Annotated in this window: 10 protein-coding genes and 2 pseudogenes; 7 read left to right on the plus strand and 5 right to left on the minus strand. The window is 71.9% G+C overall.

Going from position 1 to position 16,383, the window contains the following annotated elements; genetic code table 11:
• Positions 1-83 precede the first annotated feature (83 nt).
• Genes ACFWUY_RS16390 through atzF form a run of 4 tightly spaced genes read left to right on the plus strand, consistent with a single transcriptional unit; the run spans position 84 to position 6,842 of the window.
• Entirely contained in the window at positions 84-938 is an 855-nt protein-coding gene (locus ACFWUY_RS16390; RefSeq protein WP_384107922.1) for an urea amidolyase associated protein UAAP1, read from the plus strand.
• Positions 935-1,588, plus strand: coding sequence for an urea amidolyase associated protein UAAP2 (locus tag ACFWUY_RS16395; RefSeq protein WP_384107924.1), 654 nt, complete (start codon positions 935-937; stop codon positions 1,586-1,588). The genes ACFWUY_RS16390 and ACFWUY_RS16395 overlap by 4 nt, the downstream gene beginning before the upstream one ends.
• Complete coding sequence (uca, locus tag ACFWUY_RS16400; protein ID WP_384107926.1) at positions 1,585-5,172, plus strand: urea carboxylase; 3,588 nt, start codon at positions 1,585-1,587, stop codon at positions 5,170-5,172. Before ACFWUY_RS16395 ends, uca begins: the two co-directional genes overlap by 4 nt.
• Positions 5,169-6,842: an allophanate hydrolase gene (gene atzF / locus ACFWUY_RS16405; RefSeq protein ID WP_384107928.1), complete on the plus strand. Its 1,674-nt coding sequence runs from the start codon at positions 5,169-5,171 to the stop codon at positions 6,840-6,842. The genes uca and atzF overlap by 4 nt, the downstream gene beginning before the upstream one ends.
• A 676-nt stretch (positions 6,843-7,518) precedes the next feature.
• On the opposite strand, the gene uvrA is transcribed toward atzF, so the two are convergent.
• The 4 genes and pseudogenes from uvrA to ACFWUY_RS16425 all read right to left on the minus strand — a co-directional run.
• A complete protein-coding gene (gene uvrA, locus ACFWUY_RS16410; protein WP_384107930.1) occupies positions 7,519-9,987 on the minus strand; it encodes an excinuclease ABC subunit UvrA in 2,469 nt (822 codons plus the stop codon).
• 571 nt (positions 9,988-10,558) lie between these two features.
• On the minus strand, positions 10,559-10,852 hold the full coding sequence (locus ACFWUY_RS16415) for a hypothetical protein (protein WP_384107932.1): 294 nt from the start codon (positions 10,850-10,852) through the stop codon (positions 10,559-10,561).
• 481 nt (positions 10,853-11,333) lie between these two features.
• A complete protein-coding gene (locus ACFWUY_RS16420) occupies positions 11,334-11,705 on the minus strand; it encodes a DUF6193 family natural product biosynthesis protein (protein ID WP_384107934.1) in 372 nt (123 codons plus the stop codon).
• Positions 11,705-12,706: pseudogene (locus tag ACFWUY_RS16425) on the minus strand (RHS repeat-associated core domain-containing protein); the annotation flags it as partial. The pseudogene ACFWUY_RS16425 and the gene ACFWUY_RS16420, both read right to left, overlap by 1 nt.
• A 259-nt stretch (positions 12,707-12,965) precedes the next feature.
• Between ACFWUY_RS16425 and ACFWUY_RS16430 the strand changes: the two are divergent.
• Positions 12,966-13,230 (plus strand): annotated as a pseudogene (locus ACFWUY_RS16430) (transposase); the annotation flags it as partial.
• A 106-nt stretch (positions 13,231-13,336) separates the two neighbouring features.
• Here the strand turns inward: ACFWUY_RS16430 and ACFWUY_RS16435 are convergent.
• The gene (locus ACFWUY_RS16435) at positions 13,337-14,326 is read right to left on the minus strand and encodes a LysR family transcriptional regulator (protein WP_384107936.1); all 990 of its coding nucleotides are present in this window, start codon (positions 14,324-14,326) and stop codon (positions 13,337-13,339) included.
• A gap of 160 nt (positions 14,327-14,486) precedes the next feature.
• Between ACFWUY_RS16435 and ACFWUY_RS16440 the strand changes: the two genes are divergently transcribed.
• Together ACFWUY_RS16440 and ACFWUY_RS16445 are read left to right on the plus strand one after the other, a co-directional pair.
• The gene (locus tag ACFWUY_RS16440) at positions 14,487-14,987 is read left to right on the plus strand and encodes a hypothetical protein (RefSeq protein ID WP_384107938.1); all 501 of its coding nucleotides are present in this window, start codon (positions 14,487-14,489) and stop codon (positions 14,985-14,987) included.
• A gap of 149 nt (positions 14,988-15,136) precedes the next feature.
• Positions 15,137-16,363 carry a hypothetical protein gene (locus tag ACFWUY_RS16445; RefSeq protein ID WP_384107940.1) on the plus strand — a complete coding sequence of 409 codons (1,227 nt, stop codon included), beginning with the start codon at positions 15,137-15,139 and terminating at the stop codon, positions 16,361-16,363.
• Positions 16,364-16,383 lie beyond the last annotated feature (20 nt).

Genomic DNA, 16,383 nt, shown 5'->3' on the forward strand with positions numbered 1-16,383 from the left:
ATGGGAAGGAAGCGGCCGCTGCCTAATTTCTGTCGAGCGACAGAAATTAGATCCGAGATGAGCCCCGGACCGGAGGTCGAGCCATGGGGACACCCTCAGCGCCACCGTCAGCGACCGCGTCGACGCACGGCGCACGCGAGCACGCCCGTGCCCAGGAGGGCACGACGGCCGACGCCATGCCGGTCGTCCCCGCGAGCGACTGGCCGGAGCCTCCCGAGGGCGTGGCCGCCGGAGACGTCGTGTGGGCCGAGACCGTGGCGGGCGGCGGCTACACCCACAAGGTCCTCGCCCGCGGTACCGAGCTGCGACTGACCGACCTCACGGGCGACGCCTGCGCGCACCTGCTGCTCCACAGCGCCGACCGCCCCTGGGAGCGGCTGAACACGGCCGACACGGTGAAGGTGCTCTGGAAGGCCTACCTCGGCGAGGGACACCTGCTCCTCTCCGACCAGGGCCGGGTGCTCGCCTCCGTCACCGAGGACACCTCCGGTCGGCACGACGCCCTGACCGGCACGTCCACCCTCGCGCGCAACACCGCCCGGTACGGCGACGGCACTCCGCAGTCCGCCTCGCCGGCGGGGCGCGAGCTGTTCAAGCTGGCCGCGCTCAAGAACGGCCTCGCCCCGCGCGACCTCCCGCCGTCCGTCTCCTTCTTCCAGGGCGTGCGGATCGCCGAGGACGGCACCACCGAGTTCATCGGATCGGCCGACGCCGGCGCGTCCGTCACGCTGCGCGCCGAACAGGACGTCACCGTCCTCCTCGCCAACGTTCCGCACCCGCTGGACCCGCGTCCGGAGTACACGTGCGGAAACCTCCGGGTGCTGGCGTACCGGTCCCGTCCGACCGCTCCGGGCGACGCCCTGTGGGACGCCGCCCCCGAAGGCCGCCGGGCCTTCCTCAACACCGTCGACCACCTCACCGCCCGGGGGCTCGCATGACCGTCACCGGCCTTCCCGGCCGCGTCGTCTCCGACGAGACCGTCCCCGCCCGCGCCGCCTGGTCCGGGTTCGTCCGCAGGGGACAGCTGCTGACCGTCACCGACCTGTACGGCAACCAGGCCGCCGACTTCCTCGTCTACGGCGCGCACGACACCTCCGTGCGCTACAGCGCCCCCGACACCGTCCAGGCCCAGGGCAACGTCTTCCTGACCACCGGCTCGGTCCTGCTCTCCAACGAGCACACCCCGCTGATGACCGTCGTCGAGGACACCTGCGGACGGCACGACACCCTCGGCGGCGCCTGCTCCAAGGAGTCCAACACCCTCCGCTACGGCCACCACACCTGGTCGCAGCACGCCTGCGTGGAAAACTTCCTCGCCGAGGGCGCCCGGCACGGCCTCGGCAAGCGCGACCTCGTCTCCAACATCAACTGGTTCATGAACGTGCCGGTCGAGAAGGACGGCACGCTCGGCATCGTCGACGGCATCTCCGCCCCCGGCCTGAAGGTCGTGCTCCGCGCCGAGACCGACGTCCTCGCGCTGCTCTCCAACTGCCCCCAGATCAACAACCCCTGCAACGGGTTCGACCCGACGGCCGTCCGGATGACGATCACCGACGCGGCCGGAAGCGAAGAGGACGGCACCCGATGACGTTCGACACCCTGCTGGTCGCCAACCGCGGCGAGATCGCGGCCCGCGTCATCCGCACCGCCCGGACACTCGGGCTGCGGACCGTCGCGGTGTACTCCGACGCCGACCGGGGCACCGAGCACGTCCGGCTGGCCGACGAAGCCGTCCGGCTCGGCCCCGCGCCCGCCAAGGAGTCCTACCTCGACGCCGACCTGGTCCTGAAGGCCGCCAAGGACACCGGCGCGGGGGCCGTTCACCCGGGCTACGGCTTCCTCTCGGAGGATGCCGACTTCGCACGCCGCTGCGCCGACGCCGGCATCGTCTTCGTCGGCCCCACCCCCGAACAGCTGGAGCTCTTCGGGGCCAAACACACCGCCCGAGCCGCCGCCGAGGAGGCGGGCGTCCCGCTCGCCCCCGGCACCGGCCTCCTCCCGGACGTGGCCGCGGCCCTCACCGCCGCCGACGAGATCGGGTACCCGGTGATGCTCAAGGCGACCGGCGGCGGGGGCGGCATCGGCATGCGGGCCTGCCACGGCCCCGCCGAACTCGCCGACGCCTGGGACCGGGTGCAGCGGGTGGCCGCGGCCTCCTTCTCCTCCGCCGGGGTCTTCCTGGAACGCCTGGTGGAACGCGCCCGCCACGTCGAGGTGCAGGTCTTCGGCGACGGGCAGGGCAAGGTCGTCACCTTCGGCGACCGGGACTGCTCGCTCCAGCGCCGCAACCAGAAGGTCCTGGAGGAGGCTCCGGCCCCCGGCCTCCCCGAGCACGTCCGGCGTCGGCTCGCCGAGGCCGCCCGCGACCTGTGCGCGTCGGTGGACTACCGCTCCGCCGGCACGGTCGAGTTCGTGTACGACGCCGCCCGCGAGGAGGCGTACTTCCTTGAGGTCAACACCCGCCTCCAGGTCGAGCACCCGGTCACCGAGGCGATCTACGGCGTCGACCTCGTCGCCTGGATGCTGCGCCTCGCCCAGGGCGACACCGCCGTCGTCACCGAGCCCCCGACACCCCGGGGACACGCCGTCGAGGCCCGCCTCTACGCGGAGGACCCCTCCCGCGACCACCGCCCCAGCGCCGGCCTGCTGACCCGGGTCGCCTTCCCGGAGGACGTCCGCGTGGACGCCTGGGTGGAGACCGGCACCGAGGTCACCACCGCCTACGACCCGATGCTCGCCAAGGTCGTCGCGCACGGTGCCGACCGCGCCGAGGCGCTCGACCGGCTGGACGCGGCGCTCGCCGCGACCCGCGTCGACGGCATCGAGACCAACCTCGGCCTGGTGCGCGCCGCCCTCCGGGACGCCGACCTCCGCGCCGCCGGCCACTCCACCGCGACCCTCGCCGGAGTCACCGATCCGACCCCGCGCGTCGAGGTCGTCACGGCGGGCACCCTGACCACCGTGCAGGACTGGCCGGGACGCACCGGCTACTGGCAGGTCGGCGTCCCCCCGGGCGGACCGATGGACGACCTCTCCTTCCGATTGGGCAACACCGCCCTCGGCAACGACGAGGGCGCCCCCGGCCTGGAGTGCACCCTCCAGGGCCCCTCCCTGCGGTTCACCCGTCCCACGACGGTCTGTGTCACCGGCGCCCCGGCCCGCGTGACGATCGACGGCACCGCCGTGCCGCAGTGGGAACCGGTGACCGTCGACGCCGGACAGACCCTCGCCGTCGACGCGCCCGCCGAACACGGCCTGCGCACCTACGTCCTGTTCGCGGGCGGCCTCGACGTGCCGGAGTTCCTGGGCAGCGCCGCCACCTTCACCCTCGGCCGGTTCGGCGGGCACGGTGGCCGCGCCCTGCGCTCCGGTGACGTCCTGCACGGCGGCGAGGTCCGTACGGACACCCCCGTCGTCCCCCTCGACGAACGTCCGGCCTTCGGCTCCTCGTGGCAGGTCGGCGCCGTGGAGGGTCCGCACGCGGCACCCGAGTTCTTCACCGAGGACGACATACGCGACTTCTACGCCGCGGACTGGAAGGTGCACTTCAACTCGGCCCGCACCGGGGTCCGCCTCGTCGGCCCCAAGCCGCGCTGGGCACGGACCGACGGCGGCGAGGCGGGGCTGCACCCGTCCAACATCCACGACACGCCGTACTCCGTCGGCGCCGTCGACTACACCGGCGACATGCCGGTCCTCCTGGGTCCCGACGGGCCCTCGCTCGGCGGCTTCGTCTGCCCGGCGACGGTCGTCACCGGGCAGCGCTGGAAGCTGGGCCAGCTCCGGCCCGGCGACAGCGTCCGCTTCGTGCCGGTGACCGCCGGGGCGGCCGCCGCACTGCGCCGCGCACCGGCCGCCGAGCCGCGCGCCGACCGCCCGCCGCTCGTCGACGGGGGCGTCCTCGCCCGCCTGGAGGAGACCGGCGACCGGCCGTCGGTCACGTACCGGCGCAGCGGCGACGACAACCTCCTCGTCGAGTACGGGCCGATGCAGCTGGACCTGGCGCTCCGCATGCGCGTGCACGCGCTCGCGGAGGCGCTGGCCGCACGCGGGCTCCCCGGCGTCCTCGACCTCACCCCGGGGATCCGCTCGCTCCAGATCCAGACCGACCCGGACGTGCTGCCCCAGCGCGACCTGCTCGACGCCGTCCTGCGCGTGGAGGAGGAACTGCCACCCACCGACGACCTGGTGGTGCCCAGCCGGGTCGTGCACCTGCCGCTGTCCTGGGACGACCCGGCGACCCGGGAGGCCATCGACCGCTACGTCGCGGGCGTGCGCGACGACGCCCCCTGGTGCCCGTCGAACATCGAGTTCATCCGCCGCGTCAACGGCCTGGACACGGTCGCCGACGTGTACCGCACGGTCTTCGACGCCGAGTACCTGGTCCTCGGCCTCGGTGACGTCTACCTCGGCGCGCCCGTCGCCACTCCGCTGGACCCCCGGCACCGCCTCGTCACCACCAAGTACAACCCGGCCCGCACCTGGACGGCGGAGAACTCGGTCGGCATCGGCGGAGCGTACCTGTGCGTCTACGGCATGGAGGGCCCCGGCGGCTACCAGTTCGTCGGCCGCACGACCCAGGTGTGGTCGCCCTGGCGGCAGCGCGGCGCATTCGAACCGGGGAAGCCCTGGCTCATGCGCTTCTTCGACCGGATCAAGTGGTACCCGGTCGGGGCCGAGGAGCTCCTGGAACTGCGCGCCGACATCGTCTCGGGCCGGTTCGTCCCGAGGACCGAGGAAGGCACCTTCTCACTCGCCGCGTATCAGGACTTCCTTCAGGCGAATGCCGCGTCGATGGCCGCCTTCCGGGCCCGGCAGAGCGCGGCCTTCGGGGCCGAGCGCGACGCCTGGGAGGCGGCCGGCGAGTTCGCCCGCGCCGAGGCGGCGGCGGAGACCGTCCCGCCGGTCACCGACATCGAGGTGCCCGAGGGCGGCCGACTCGTCGAGGCCGACTTCACCGCCTGCGTCTGGCAGGTCAACGTCGAGGTCGGCGACCGTGTCTCGGCGGGTCAGCAGCTGGTCGCCCTGGAGGCGATGAAGATGGAGTCACCCGTGACGGCCCCCGCCGAAGGCGTCGTCGCAAAGATCCTGATCAGGCCGGGAAGCCAGGTCGAGGCGGGAACCGCCCTCGTCGTCCTCGCTCCCGTCGAGACCGCGGAGGCGGCCGTATGAGCACCGCGCTGGAACGGGTGCGCGCCGCGTACGCCCGCATCGCCCGGGTGGACCGGCCCGAGGTCTGGATCGACCTCCGTCCGCGGGAGGGCACGGAGGCCGAGGCCGCCGCGATCGACGCACGGACCGCCGCCGGTGAACGGCTGCCCCTGGCCGGAACGGTCTTCGCCGTCAAGGGGAACATCGACGTCGCCGGGCTCCCGACCACCGCCGGCTGCCCCTCGTACGCGTACCGGCCCGAGGCCGACGCTCCGGCGGTGGCGCGCCTGCGGGCGGCCGGGTCCGTGGTCCTCGGCACGGCCAACCTGGACCAGTTCGCGACCGGCCTGGTCGGCACGCGCAGTCCGTACGGAGCGGTCCGGAACGCGGTCGACCCGGCGTACGTCTCAGGCGGTTCCTCGTCCGGCTCGGCGGTCGCGGTCGCCCTCGGCCTCGTGGACCTCGCCCTCGGCACGGACACCGCGGGCTCCGGCCGGGTGCCCGCCGCCTTCAACGGCGTCGTCGGACTCAAGCCGACCCCCGGCCTGGTGCCGGCCGAAGGCGTCGTCCCCGCCTGCGCGTCGCTCGACTGCGTGACGGTCTTCGCCCGCACGCTCCCCGAGGCCGAGCAGGCGCTGTCCGTCATGGCGGCACCGGCGGGACGCGTGCTCCAGCCTCTGGAACAGCGCCGCCCCGGCCCGTGGCGGATCGCGGTCCCCGACGCCGCGCGGCTCGGCGAGCTGGACGAGGGGTGGGCGGAGGCGTTCGGAGCCGCGGCGGCCCGACTCGCCGACGCGGGCGCCGAACTCCTGCCCGTGGACCTGGAGCCGTTCACCGAGGCGGCCGCGATGCTGTACGAGGGGGCGTTCGTCGCCGAGCGCTACACGGCCGTCGGCGCCTTCGTCGACAAGCACGCCGACTCACCGGACCTCGACCCGACGGTGGCCGGAATCATCTCCGGGGCACGCGACCTCCCGGCCCACCGCCTCTACGCGGACCGGGAGAAGCTGTCCGCCCTCCGCACCCGTGCCCTGGCCTCCCTCGGCGACGCGGACGCTCTGCTCCTGCCGACCACACCGGGGCACCCGACCCTCGCGGAGGTCGCGGCCGACCCCCTGGGCGCGAACGCCCGGCTCGGCCGGTTCACCAACTCCACGAACCTGTTCGGCCTCGCGGCGGTCGCCGTACCGGCGGGCGCGGTGGCCGGGCGGCCCTTCGGCGTCATGCTGATCGGTCCGGCCTTCACCGACGACCGGCTCGCCCGCGTCGCCGCCCTGCTCACCTGCCCGCCGCTGCACGTCGCGGTGGTCGGCGCGCACCTGTCCGGGCAGCCGCTCAATGGACAGCTGCTCGCCCTCGGCGGCCGTTTCGTCCGCACGACCACGACGGCGCCCGTCTACCGGCTGTACGCACTGGACACGACGCCCCCGAAACCCGGTCTGGTCCGGGCCCGCGCGGGCGGTGCGGCGATCGAGGCCGAGATGTGGCGGCTCCCCGCCGAAGGACTGGGCGCGCTGGTGGCCGCCCTCCCCCGCCCGATGGCCCTCGGGAGCGTGGAACTCGCGGACGGCAGCTCCGTCCCCGGCTTCCTCTGCGAGCCCGAGGCCCTCGACGGCGCCCGCGAGATCACCGCGTACGGCGGCTGGCGCGCCGCCCTGCCCACGCTCGCCGGCCCTGATGCGCCCTCGTGATGCTCCTCGCCGCCCGGACCGGCCGGTGCCGGCGACGGACGAACAACCCGCTGTTCCTCGAAGCCGGAGATCAGGCTGCTGCCCAGAGGCCGGCGTCCAGGATCCGGGCGCTACGTCAGTTATGAGAAGTCGGACGTGCCGCGTGACGGTCAGGACCCCGATGAACGCCGTGACCACGCCGATCGCAGGTACGAGCGGGGAAACACCGGGCCGGACGGGCCGAGAGCCGCCTTGCCGAGGATGAGCAACGCCACCAGCGTGGCGGCGAGGTGATCGTCGACGGACAGTTGGCCACCAGCCGCGGCCCGGCCGACCTGCCCGCTTTCTGCACCGCCGTCGTGGAGCAGTTCGCCCGAACGCATCACCCCATGCCCGGCTGACCGGCGCCCTGGTCGCAGGCCGTGCACGGTGGAGGCGGGCCCGCTCTTCACACCACGGGCCGGTCAGCCTGGGCGGGCGCCTTCGTACGGCTGCCGTCCGTACATCGCCCAGCCGTCGAATGCCGGCACGCCCAAGTGAAGATCAAGATGCGTCACGTAGCCGAACGCATCGTGGAACGGGCCCCGACGGGACACATCGAGGGCATTGTCCACCACAAGCCGGAACGCGGCATGGCGACGCGCGCGACCCCGCGCCCCGAAGCCGGCCGACCGCCACTCAGCCGCTCGCACTGTTGTCAGGAGCGCGCCAGCCGGGCCGCGAGATAGGGCGCGGTGGCGCTGCGCCGGGCCCTCGCCACCTTGGCCGGCGGGCCCGCCGCGACCACCCGTCCGCCCGCGTCACCACCGCCCGGACCGAGGTCGATGACCCAGTCGGCGGTGGCGATCGTGTCCAGGTCGTGCTCGACGAGGACGACCGTGTTGCCGGCGTCGACGAGCCGGTGCAGTTGCCGCAGCAGTAGCGTGATGTCCGAGGGATGCAGCCCCGCCGTCGGCTCGTCGAGCAGGTAGAGCGCGTGCCCGCGGCGGGCTCGCTGCAGTTCGGTGGCCAGTTTGATGCGTTGCGCCTCACCGCCGCTGAGTTCCGTCGCGGGCTGGCCCAACCGCAGGTACCCCAGTCCCACCTCGCGCAACGTCTCCAGACTGCGGGAGGCGGCGGGGACGGCGGACAGGAACTCGGCGGCGGCGTCGACGGACAGCGCCAGTACTTCCGCGATGTTCTTGCCGCGGTAGGTGACTTCCAGCGTTTCGGCGTTGTACCGGGCGCCTTCGCAGGTCGGACACGGCGCGTAGGTGCCGGGCAGGAACAGCAGTTCCACCGCGACGAATCCTTCGCCCTGGCAGGTGTCGCACCGCCCCTCGGGCACGTTGAAGGAGAACCGCCCGGCCGAGTAGCCGCGTGCCCTGGCTTCGTCCGTCGCCGCGTACAGCTTGCGCACTGCGTCGAACATCCCGGTGTACGTGGCCAGGTTGGACCGGGGCGTTCGGCCGATGGGCCGTTGGTCGACCCGGACCAGCCGGTCGAACGACTCGACCCCCGACGCGTCCTGGACGTCGACCTCCAGCTGCGCCTCGTCGGGCTCCTCGGGTACGAGTCCGAGGTGGCCGCGGACGACCTCGGCGAGCACCTGCGTCACCAGCGTCGACTTCCCGGAACCGGACACGCCCGTCACCGCCGTCAGTACACAGAGCGGCACGTCGACGGACACGTCGTGCAGATTGTGTCGGGAGACGCCGCGCAGGTGCAGCCAGCCGTACGGTGTGCGCGGGCGGTGACCGAGCGGCTGGGCACGCCCGAACAGGTACTGGCCCGTGGCCGACTCCCCGACCCGCTCAAGACCGGCGACCGGGCCGCTGTACAGCACGTGTCCGCCGCCCTCGCCCGCCCCGGGACCGATGTCGACCACCCAGTCCGCCCGCCGTACCACGTCCATGTCGTGTTCCACGACGAACAGCGAGTTGCCCGCCGCCTTGAGGCGGTCCAGCACCTCCAGCAGCGGTTCCGCGTCAGCCGGATGCAGGCCCGCGGAGGGTTCGTCGAGGACGTAGACGACGCCGAACAGCCCCGAGCGCAGCTGGGTGGCGATCCGCAGGCGCTGCGCCTCGCCCGGCGACAGGGTCGTCGAGCGGCGACCGAGACTGAGATATCCCAGGCCCAGGTCGAGCAGTACCTCGACCCGCGCGACAAGATCGCCGCAGATCCGGACCGCAACCTCGGTCGTCTCCCCGGAGCGGGCGGTCGACGTGGTGGCGTCGGCCTCGGACCGCCCCGCGACGGGCCGCAGCAGCGCCACGACCTCGGTGAGCGGCATCGCGTTGATCTCGGCGATGGAACGTCCGGCGAACGTCACGGCGAGCGCCTCGGGCCGCAGTCCACTGCCGTGACACGCGGGGCAGGGCGCACTCCTGACGAACCGCAGCGCTCGTTCGCGCATCTTCTCGCTCTTGGAGTCGGCGAGGACGTGCATGACGTGCTCGCGGGCGCTCCAGAACTTCCCCTGGTAGCCGTAGTCGACGCGGCCCTCCTCCGGCTCGATGTACACGGAGGGCTGCTCGTCCGTGTACAGCAGCCAGTCCCGGTCCTTCTTCTTGAGCCTGCGCCACGGCCGGTCGATGTCGATCCCCAGGCCGCTCACGACACTGCGCAGGTTGGCGCCCTGCCAGGCACCCGGCCAGGCGGCGATCGCCCCCTCACGGATGCTCAGCGAGGGATCCGGGACGAGCAGGTCCTCGGCGACATCGTGCACGACGCCCAGTCCGTGGCACTCCGGACAGGCGCCGGCCGCAGTGTTGGAGGAGAACGACTCGGCTTCCAGCCGTGCGGCCCGGGGCGGATAGGTGCCGGCGCGGGAGTACAGCATGCGCAGCAGATTCGACAGCGTGGTGAGGGTTCCGACCGTCGAGCGCGAGCTGGGCGACCCACGTCGCTGCTGCAGGGCCACGGCCGGCGGCAGTCCGGTGATCTCCTGCACGTGCGGTGCGCCGACCTGTTGCAACAGCCTTCGGGCGTACGGTGCCACGGACTCGAAGTAGCGCCGCTGGGCCTCCGCGTAGAGCGTGCCGAACGCGAGCGAGGACTTGCCCGAACCGGAGACGCCGGTGAAGGCGACCAGCGCGTCCCGCGGAACGTCGACATCGACGTTCCGCAGGTTGTTCTCACAGGCGCCCCGGACATGCACGAAGGGGTCGGTCGCATCCTCGTTCACCGTTCCTGATTACCTGATCGCGCCGCGAACCGCGCGATAGGCGCCGTCATCGGGCTCCCCTCCCAGGGAACATTCGAGAGTGCTTCACCGTGGATGTGCCGACCGGGGGCGCCGAGCTGCTGCTCGTGACGGCGCACGCAACCCTGTAGCCCGGTGGTGGGGCAGGTTCCTGCACCGGGGAGCAAGAGGAGATCCGACCGAACTGCCTGCACCTGCTGGCAGGAGCCAGCGTGTCACGCGGCGTCGGCGTTACCTCGGGGGGGCATCCTGGGGCCACGTGCGATCGCGGGGCAGCCGACGATGAGGAGTCATGCGGGTGCCGCCTCAGGACGTTACGGTCGTGGCTCTTCTGGCGGATCCGGATGTGCCGACGAAGATCGCGCAGCGCATGGCCCGGATGCGTCCTGATCGGCTCGCCGACAGGTCAGGCCGGGGGGACGGTTCGACATCGAGGTGGTCAGTGAGCCCTTCACCGCGGGGACCGAGGACCTGTCCACTCGCGCCCATCCATCCAGGCCAGGTCGGTGAGGAAGAGATCGCCGGTCTCCAGCATGTCGTCAGTGGGCTGCGGTTACCTGAGGGTGCTCTTCGGTATGGTCCGCGCCGACCGGCCGTGGCGGTTGGTGCCGGGTCTGTCGAGAGCCCCGGCGGCCGCACTCGCCACGGGAGCGGTCGCCACTGTGAACTCGACCATCTGGAACCTGGCCACCTCCCCGAGCACGGCACGCCTGGTGATCGCCATGGCCGGGTCCGTCGCACTCATGATCGGCTGGCTGATCGTGGACGCGAACCTGTGGCATCGAACGGATGAGGTTTCGCCGGAGGCGAGGAAGAGGGCGGCTCTCTCCAACGCGTCCACGGTCATGACCGTCGGTATGCGGAAGCGTGTACGGGCCCGGCTGCCGCCAACGCCACTCCCGGCAACTACAACCTGGCCGTCAGATGCAACGGCAGCTCCAACCAAGCGCGCTGCGGCGAACGCCCCCACGGCCGAGGGAGCGATGCGCGCGGCCGGGTTCGAACCACTGGAGACCTACCCCGGAAAGACCACCGACCGGTGGCGCTGCCTCTGTGCGTGCGGGACCGAAGCCGTCCTGGCCTGTTCGAGCGACTCCCGGCAGGACTTGTCGCTGCCCAGAGCGAGGTCGCTGATGAGCAGGCGGCCTTCTTCGGCCCGACCCGCCGCGAGTTGCCGCCGGTAGGTGTGGGCGTTTCCGATCGGCGGGAGGATCCAGCCCCCCCTTCGGTCGGGCCGATGCCGTCGGGGCTTCCCTGTTCCGGTCAGCGGTCCTCAGGTATCTCGGACGTCACGCCGGGTGGATTCGCCATAGTGGGCTTGACACGCGTTACAGATCGTCCGGAGTGCCGTCGACAGCCGGGCCACAGCCCTCGGGAAGATGGGCCACGATCAACTCGTACGCCTCCTCCACGGTCCCGACCACGCCGACGAGCGTGCGGTCGGACTCACGCCGTACGCGGTAGCCGCCGGCGACTTGCGGGAAGGCTGTCGGCACGTCGTGCGTCCACGGGTACTGAGTGCACCGGCTCAGGTGGAGGACGCCGTGGCCGATCATGGGGAACAGCTCGCGCAGGGCCGGATGGCCGTAGGCGGTGCGGGGCACGAGCGGGTCGACACGTTCCGGGCCGTAGGCCAGGACGGTCGCCCATTCCGCGGCCACGAGGTCTTGTGCGTTCTGGGGCTTCTCGTCGTCGGCCATCAGTCGGCGTTCCTCAGATCATCGGGGAGTTCGTTCCTCAGATTCTCCGGAAGTCTGGACAGGTCCGGCATGATCTCGGGAATCTCGGGCCGGGGAACCTCGATCTCCTTGTACCTCCCTTTTCCTTCACCGTCTTCGTCACGGGTGTACCAGTGGATGTCGTCCCACGACCGGCCGGAGCGCTGCTCCTCAGGGTCCTGCCACGCCGTGTCCCCATCGTAGTTGCGCACCGCGTAGGCCACTTCACTCATCTCCCACGCGGTTCCGTCACCGCGCCGAGGATAGTTGTCCTCGTGTCGGCTGTTGAACTGGGATCCGCGCTGCGCCGCTGTCTGGAACGCGTCCACGATGTCCTCGGGAGTGCTCCAGTTGCCCACCTGACCGCGACTGTTCGGCATTCCGTCCAGGGTGATGGACAGGGTGGTGTTGCGGTCTCCGACGGCGCCCATCACGTTCGTCATCCAGACCGGGCCTCCGGCCTCCTCACCGGCGTGGTCGGGCCCGTTGTACGTGTGTGCGCCCGGGTCGCTGCCACGACGCTCGTCGTAGCCCGGCTCCGCCGGGTCGTTGCGAAGGAACCGCGCCAGCGACTCCGACGAGGGGTTCGGCGGCACGTCCACCCCGAGGACCACGCTGTGCCGGGGCTGGTCCGCGCCCCGGTGGGGGCAGCCCGCCAGGCCCAGGGGGTCGGTCCAGGTCGTCGGGTTGTCCACGTACGCGACCGCGTTCGGTGCCGCGGCCAGGACCAAGGGGTCCGTCGAGACGTAGCGGCCGGAGTCCGGGTCGTAGTGGCGGTGGCGGTTGCAGTGGAGGCCGGACTCCGGGTCGAAGTACTGGCCTGGGAAGCGGAGCGGCATGTACGCCGTCGCGCCGCGCTTCCAGCTGGTGGTGCCCCAGAGCGTGGCCCGGGTGCGCCAGGCGACCTCGCCCTGCTCGTCGACGAGCTCGCGCGGGGTGCCGATCAGGTCGGTGACGACGGCGAAGAAGCGTCGGTCGACCTCAACGGGGGAAGGCCCGTCTGTCCGCCGGCCCCGGTCAGCTCACCATCGCCGCCACCTGGAACGGCTGAACAGCCACGTCGGACCAGCCTGGGGTCACGACCTGCTCGGCCGTGGCTCCACCCGCCCCGAGACCTCGTCGGCCGACCCGCCGACGACCGGCCACACGGGGGGGGTGGAACGGCCCGCCCCCGGGGTTCGACGGGCCGTTGTCAGCGTAACCGTCTAAGATCCGGGCGTTGACCATCCGAGAGCCGACCACGAGCAGACCGTCACCGTCCGGGCACCGACGCGGCCGCACTGATCATCCCCAGCCTGGCCGCTTCGCTGACGGCCGTGCTTGATCAGCGGAAACTTCTTGCCGGGCGGATCGACGAACTCCTGGAGGCCCATCCCTTTCCAAAGCCCTGACCTCGATCCCGGGAGTCGGCGTCAGGACCGGAGCCCGCATCCTGATCGAGGTCGGCGACGACAGCACCTTCCCCACCGCCGGCCACCCGGGGGCGCGGTCCAGCCGCGCTCCAGCCCCTCCTGCCGTGGGCCACCCGATGTTCCTCCCGCCCACCGCCGGACGCTGGGGGGGACAGCGGCCGCGACCCCGCGCCCGGAGTAGCCGCGACCTGTGACGTGGGGTCAGTCCTCGGCCTGGCTCCTGCCCCGGACAGCCCCCCGGCCCCGCGCCGAGGCCACGTGTCCGGCAGCTGCCACTACGGCCTCGATGAGCGGTTCCGTGCGGTTTTCCCTCAGCCAGGCGAGGCCCGCCGTTGACGGGGGCAGGTCCGTGACCTCGACGTAGCGGATGCCGGGGCGGGGAAAGAGGTCTCGCGCGGCGGCCGGCAGGAAACACATGCCCTTGCCCTGGGCCACGAGGTGCAGAAGGCCCTCCAGGTCCGAGGCGACGGGTCCGTAGCGGACCGGGGTGCCGTCGGGTCGCGGGTCGGCGGCCCAGAAGTCCCACCAGAGCCGTGGCACCTGCGGCGGGACGTCGATCACCGGGTGGCGCGCCAGCTCGGCGAGGGTGATCCGGTCGCGGTCCACGAGCGGGTCGCTCGCAGGGAGACAGGCCAACCGCGGTTCCGTGGCCAGGTGTTGCACCTCGACGCCGGGCGGGACCGGTGGACGGAGGAAGGCAACATCGATGTCATGGCGGAACAGGGCGTCGAAGTGGTCGGCGAAGTGGAGGCTGCGCACGTCGACCTGGACCAACGGGTGCCGTTCGTGGAGCAGACGCAGCACGGCGTGCGTATAGGGCATCGCCGCTTCCGCGCCGATGGTGCCGACGACGAGCCGTCCGGAGAGCCTGCGCGCCTGGCTCGAAGCGCTGCGGCTCAGTCGGTCCATGGCCGCCACCACGCTGCGCGCGTCCGCCAACAGCACCCGGCCCTGCGGGGTAAGCGTCACGGCCCGGCTCGAACGGTCGAACAGCCGCACCCCGAGGCGTCTTTCCAGGTCTCTGATCTGCTGGCTCAGCGCCGACTGCGTGATGAACAGTCGGGCGGCGGCGCGCGAGAAGTGGAGTTCCTCCGCGAGGGCGACGAACAGCCGGAGTTGGTGGGCGCTCGGCGTCCGCGGGTCGGGGCCCGTCGGCGCGGCACCTCCAGCGGCCGTTTCGCCAGTAACCATGATGAATCCCTTATCGATCGTTTTTCATGTCGCATGGCCACAAGCGATGACATGAACAGAGTGCGAGTGGAAGGCTCGGTTCTCAAGCGACGCCCCGTGACAACTCCTCGGTTCCGCAGGGCCGTCCGACCATTGCTTTCTCGACAACGGGGGCCGAAACATGTCTGTGAGACGAGCGGTGGCGATGCTCGCCACCCTCCTGGCCGTGCTGTTCAGCGCCGGCGCCGTTCAGGCGTCGTCGCCGGAGGCCGGCACGACCACCCGCGCGGTGCGGAGCGCGCCGCCTACGGCCGAGGCCGCGCCCCTCGCGGCCCAGGCGTCGTGCACCGCCCGCAACGTCAGCCACTACGACGCGTACACGGGGCGCACCTGGACGCGTGACTGGGTGTGCGGCAATCGTGCCGGCGCCCCGCTGTACGGCTGCGGCAGCTTCATCGCCGCGTGCCCGGTGATCGGCTGGATCGACACGTCGACGAGCTGGTTCGTGTGCTGGGCCAGCGGCGCCGCGCACAGCGGCGGCAACAACATCTGGTACTACACCATGGGTGACCGCATCGCTCCCGGCCGCGACGGCAATCACGGGTGGGGCTTCATCCCCGCCGTCGACGTGTGGACGTCGACTGATCCTTGGCCCGGCATGACGGAGTGCAACATCCCGTAGGCCGCCGGGAGTCGTCCGCCCGGCCCGCTCCGGTGGAGCCCTTCGCGTCCCGCCAGGGGCTCCGCGCCGCGGTCCCGCCGCCCTCGTCCGCCGACTCTTTCCGAGACCCGGGCAGCCCGCTCTCACACCAAGCGAGGACCCCTCACGTCATGCTCCGCATCGCCAGGCACTCCCCCACCACCGCTCGCCGTACGCCTCGGCGCCTGCTCGCCGCGACCGCGGCCTTCCTCTCCCTCTCCTTCACCGGCGCGGCGCTCCCGCACTCCGTCGCGGCCGCGACGGAACCGACGGGTGACTCCGTGTCGGTCACGCCCGCGAGCCCTCAGGTGCCCGCGGGGGTCACGGCAGGCGTGGCCGTGTTCGACCGGCAGACCGGGGCGTTCACCGAACAGCTCGCCCCGGCCGCCACGTTCCGGTCCGCGTCGGTCGTCAAGCTCCTGATCGCCCTCGACTTCCTGTGGAACCGCAGCCCCGACGCCATCCCGGCCGCCGACCGCACGCGGCTGGACGTCATGCTCCGTAGCAGTCAGGACGCCGCCGCCAACCACTACTGGTCGGCCTACGGCGGGCCGGCGATCGTCGAGCGCATGGTCACGCGGCTCGGGCTCGCCGACACCGCTCCCCCACCGGCAGCCTACGAGGGGTACTGGGGCTACACGGCCATGTCGGCCCGCGACACCGTGAAGACCTATCGACACATCCTGGAGTCCGCTCCCGCGCCGGTTCGTGATTTCATCATGGAGCGTCTGCGCCAGTCGACCCGGTGCGCGTCGGACTCCTTCGACCAGCATTTCGGCATCGCCGCCGCGTTCGACCGCCCGTGGGCCGTGAAGCAGGGCTGGTCGGGGAGGTACGCGAAGGGGAACTGCGGCTCCGTAAGCACCACTGCGGCTGGTGGCATCGACGCCTCGGCCCCCGCGTCCGCCGGCGTGGGTGACGCCAGCGTCGACCTGAGCCGACCGGCGCTGCACACGACCGGCACCGTCGGAGCCGGTGACCGTTCGATCGTGGCCGTCCTCACACTGCACCAGGACGGCACGTCGTACGGAAAGGCGTACACCGACCTCGGCCGGCTGACCCGTTCCCTGAACGTTCCCGGCGGAACGGCGCCGAAGGGGAAGTGGTACGGGACGTGGGGTCAGGACGTCGCCGTCCGGACGGAACCGGTCGTCGGGGACAACCTGCTGACCCGGCTCCCGGCCGGCGTGGAGGTGCTGGTGGGCTGCCAGAAGAAGGGGCAGCTCGTCTCCGTCCCGCCGTACACCAACGACTGGTGGGCGTATCTGCCGCAGTACGGGGGCTACGTCACCAACATCTACATCAGCCATCCGGACAACCAGTTGCCGGACGTACCGCTGTGCACGAGTCAGAAGTGAACCCGGGGATTCCCGGAGAA

It is taken from the genome of Streptomyces sp. NPDC058664 (assembly GCF_042716635.1).
Taxonomy (GTDB): domain Bacteria; phylum Actinomycetota; class Actinomycetes; order Streptomycetales; family Streptomycetaceae; genus Streptomyces.

Coding starts and splice junctions, on each gene's coding strand:
- ACFWUY_RS16415 (WP_384107932.1), bottom strand. CDS start 10,852: ATGACCGTGGACGCGTTGGAGAGAGCCGCCCTCTTCCTCGCCTCCGGC.
- ACFWUY_RS16395 (WP_384107924.1), top strand. CDS start 935: ATGACCGTCACCGGCCTTCCCGGCCGCGTCGTCTCCGACGAGACCGTC.
- atzF (WP_384107928.1), top strand. CDS start 5,169: ATGAGCACCGCGCTGGAACGGGTGCGCGCCGCGTACGCCCGCATCGCC.
- ACFWUY_RS16440 (WP_384107938.1), top strand. CDS start 14,487: ATGTCTGTGAGACGAGCGGTGGCGATGCTCGCCACCCTCCTGGCCGTG.
- ACFWUY_RS16420 (WP_384107934.1), bottom strand. CDS start 11,705: ATGGCCGACGACGAGAAGCCCCAGAACGCACAAGACCTCGTGGCCGCG.
- uca (WP_384107926.1), top strand. CDS start 1,585: ATGACGTTCGACACCCTGCTGGTCGCCAACCGCGGCGAGATCGCGGCC.
- ACFWUY_RS16435 (WP_384107936.1), bottom strand. CDS start 14,326: ATGGTTACTGGCGAAACGGCCGCTGGAGGTGCCGCGCCGACGGGCCCC.
- ACFWUY_RS16445 (WP_384107940.1), top strand. CDS start 15,137: ATGCTCCGCATCGCCAGGCACTCCCCCACCACCGCTCGCCGTACGCCT.
- ACFWUY_RS16390 (WP_384107922.1), top strand. CDS start 84: ATGGGGACACCCTCAGCGCCACCGTCAGCGACCGCGTCGACGCACGGC.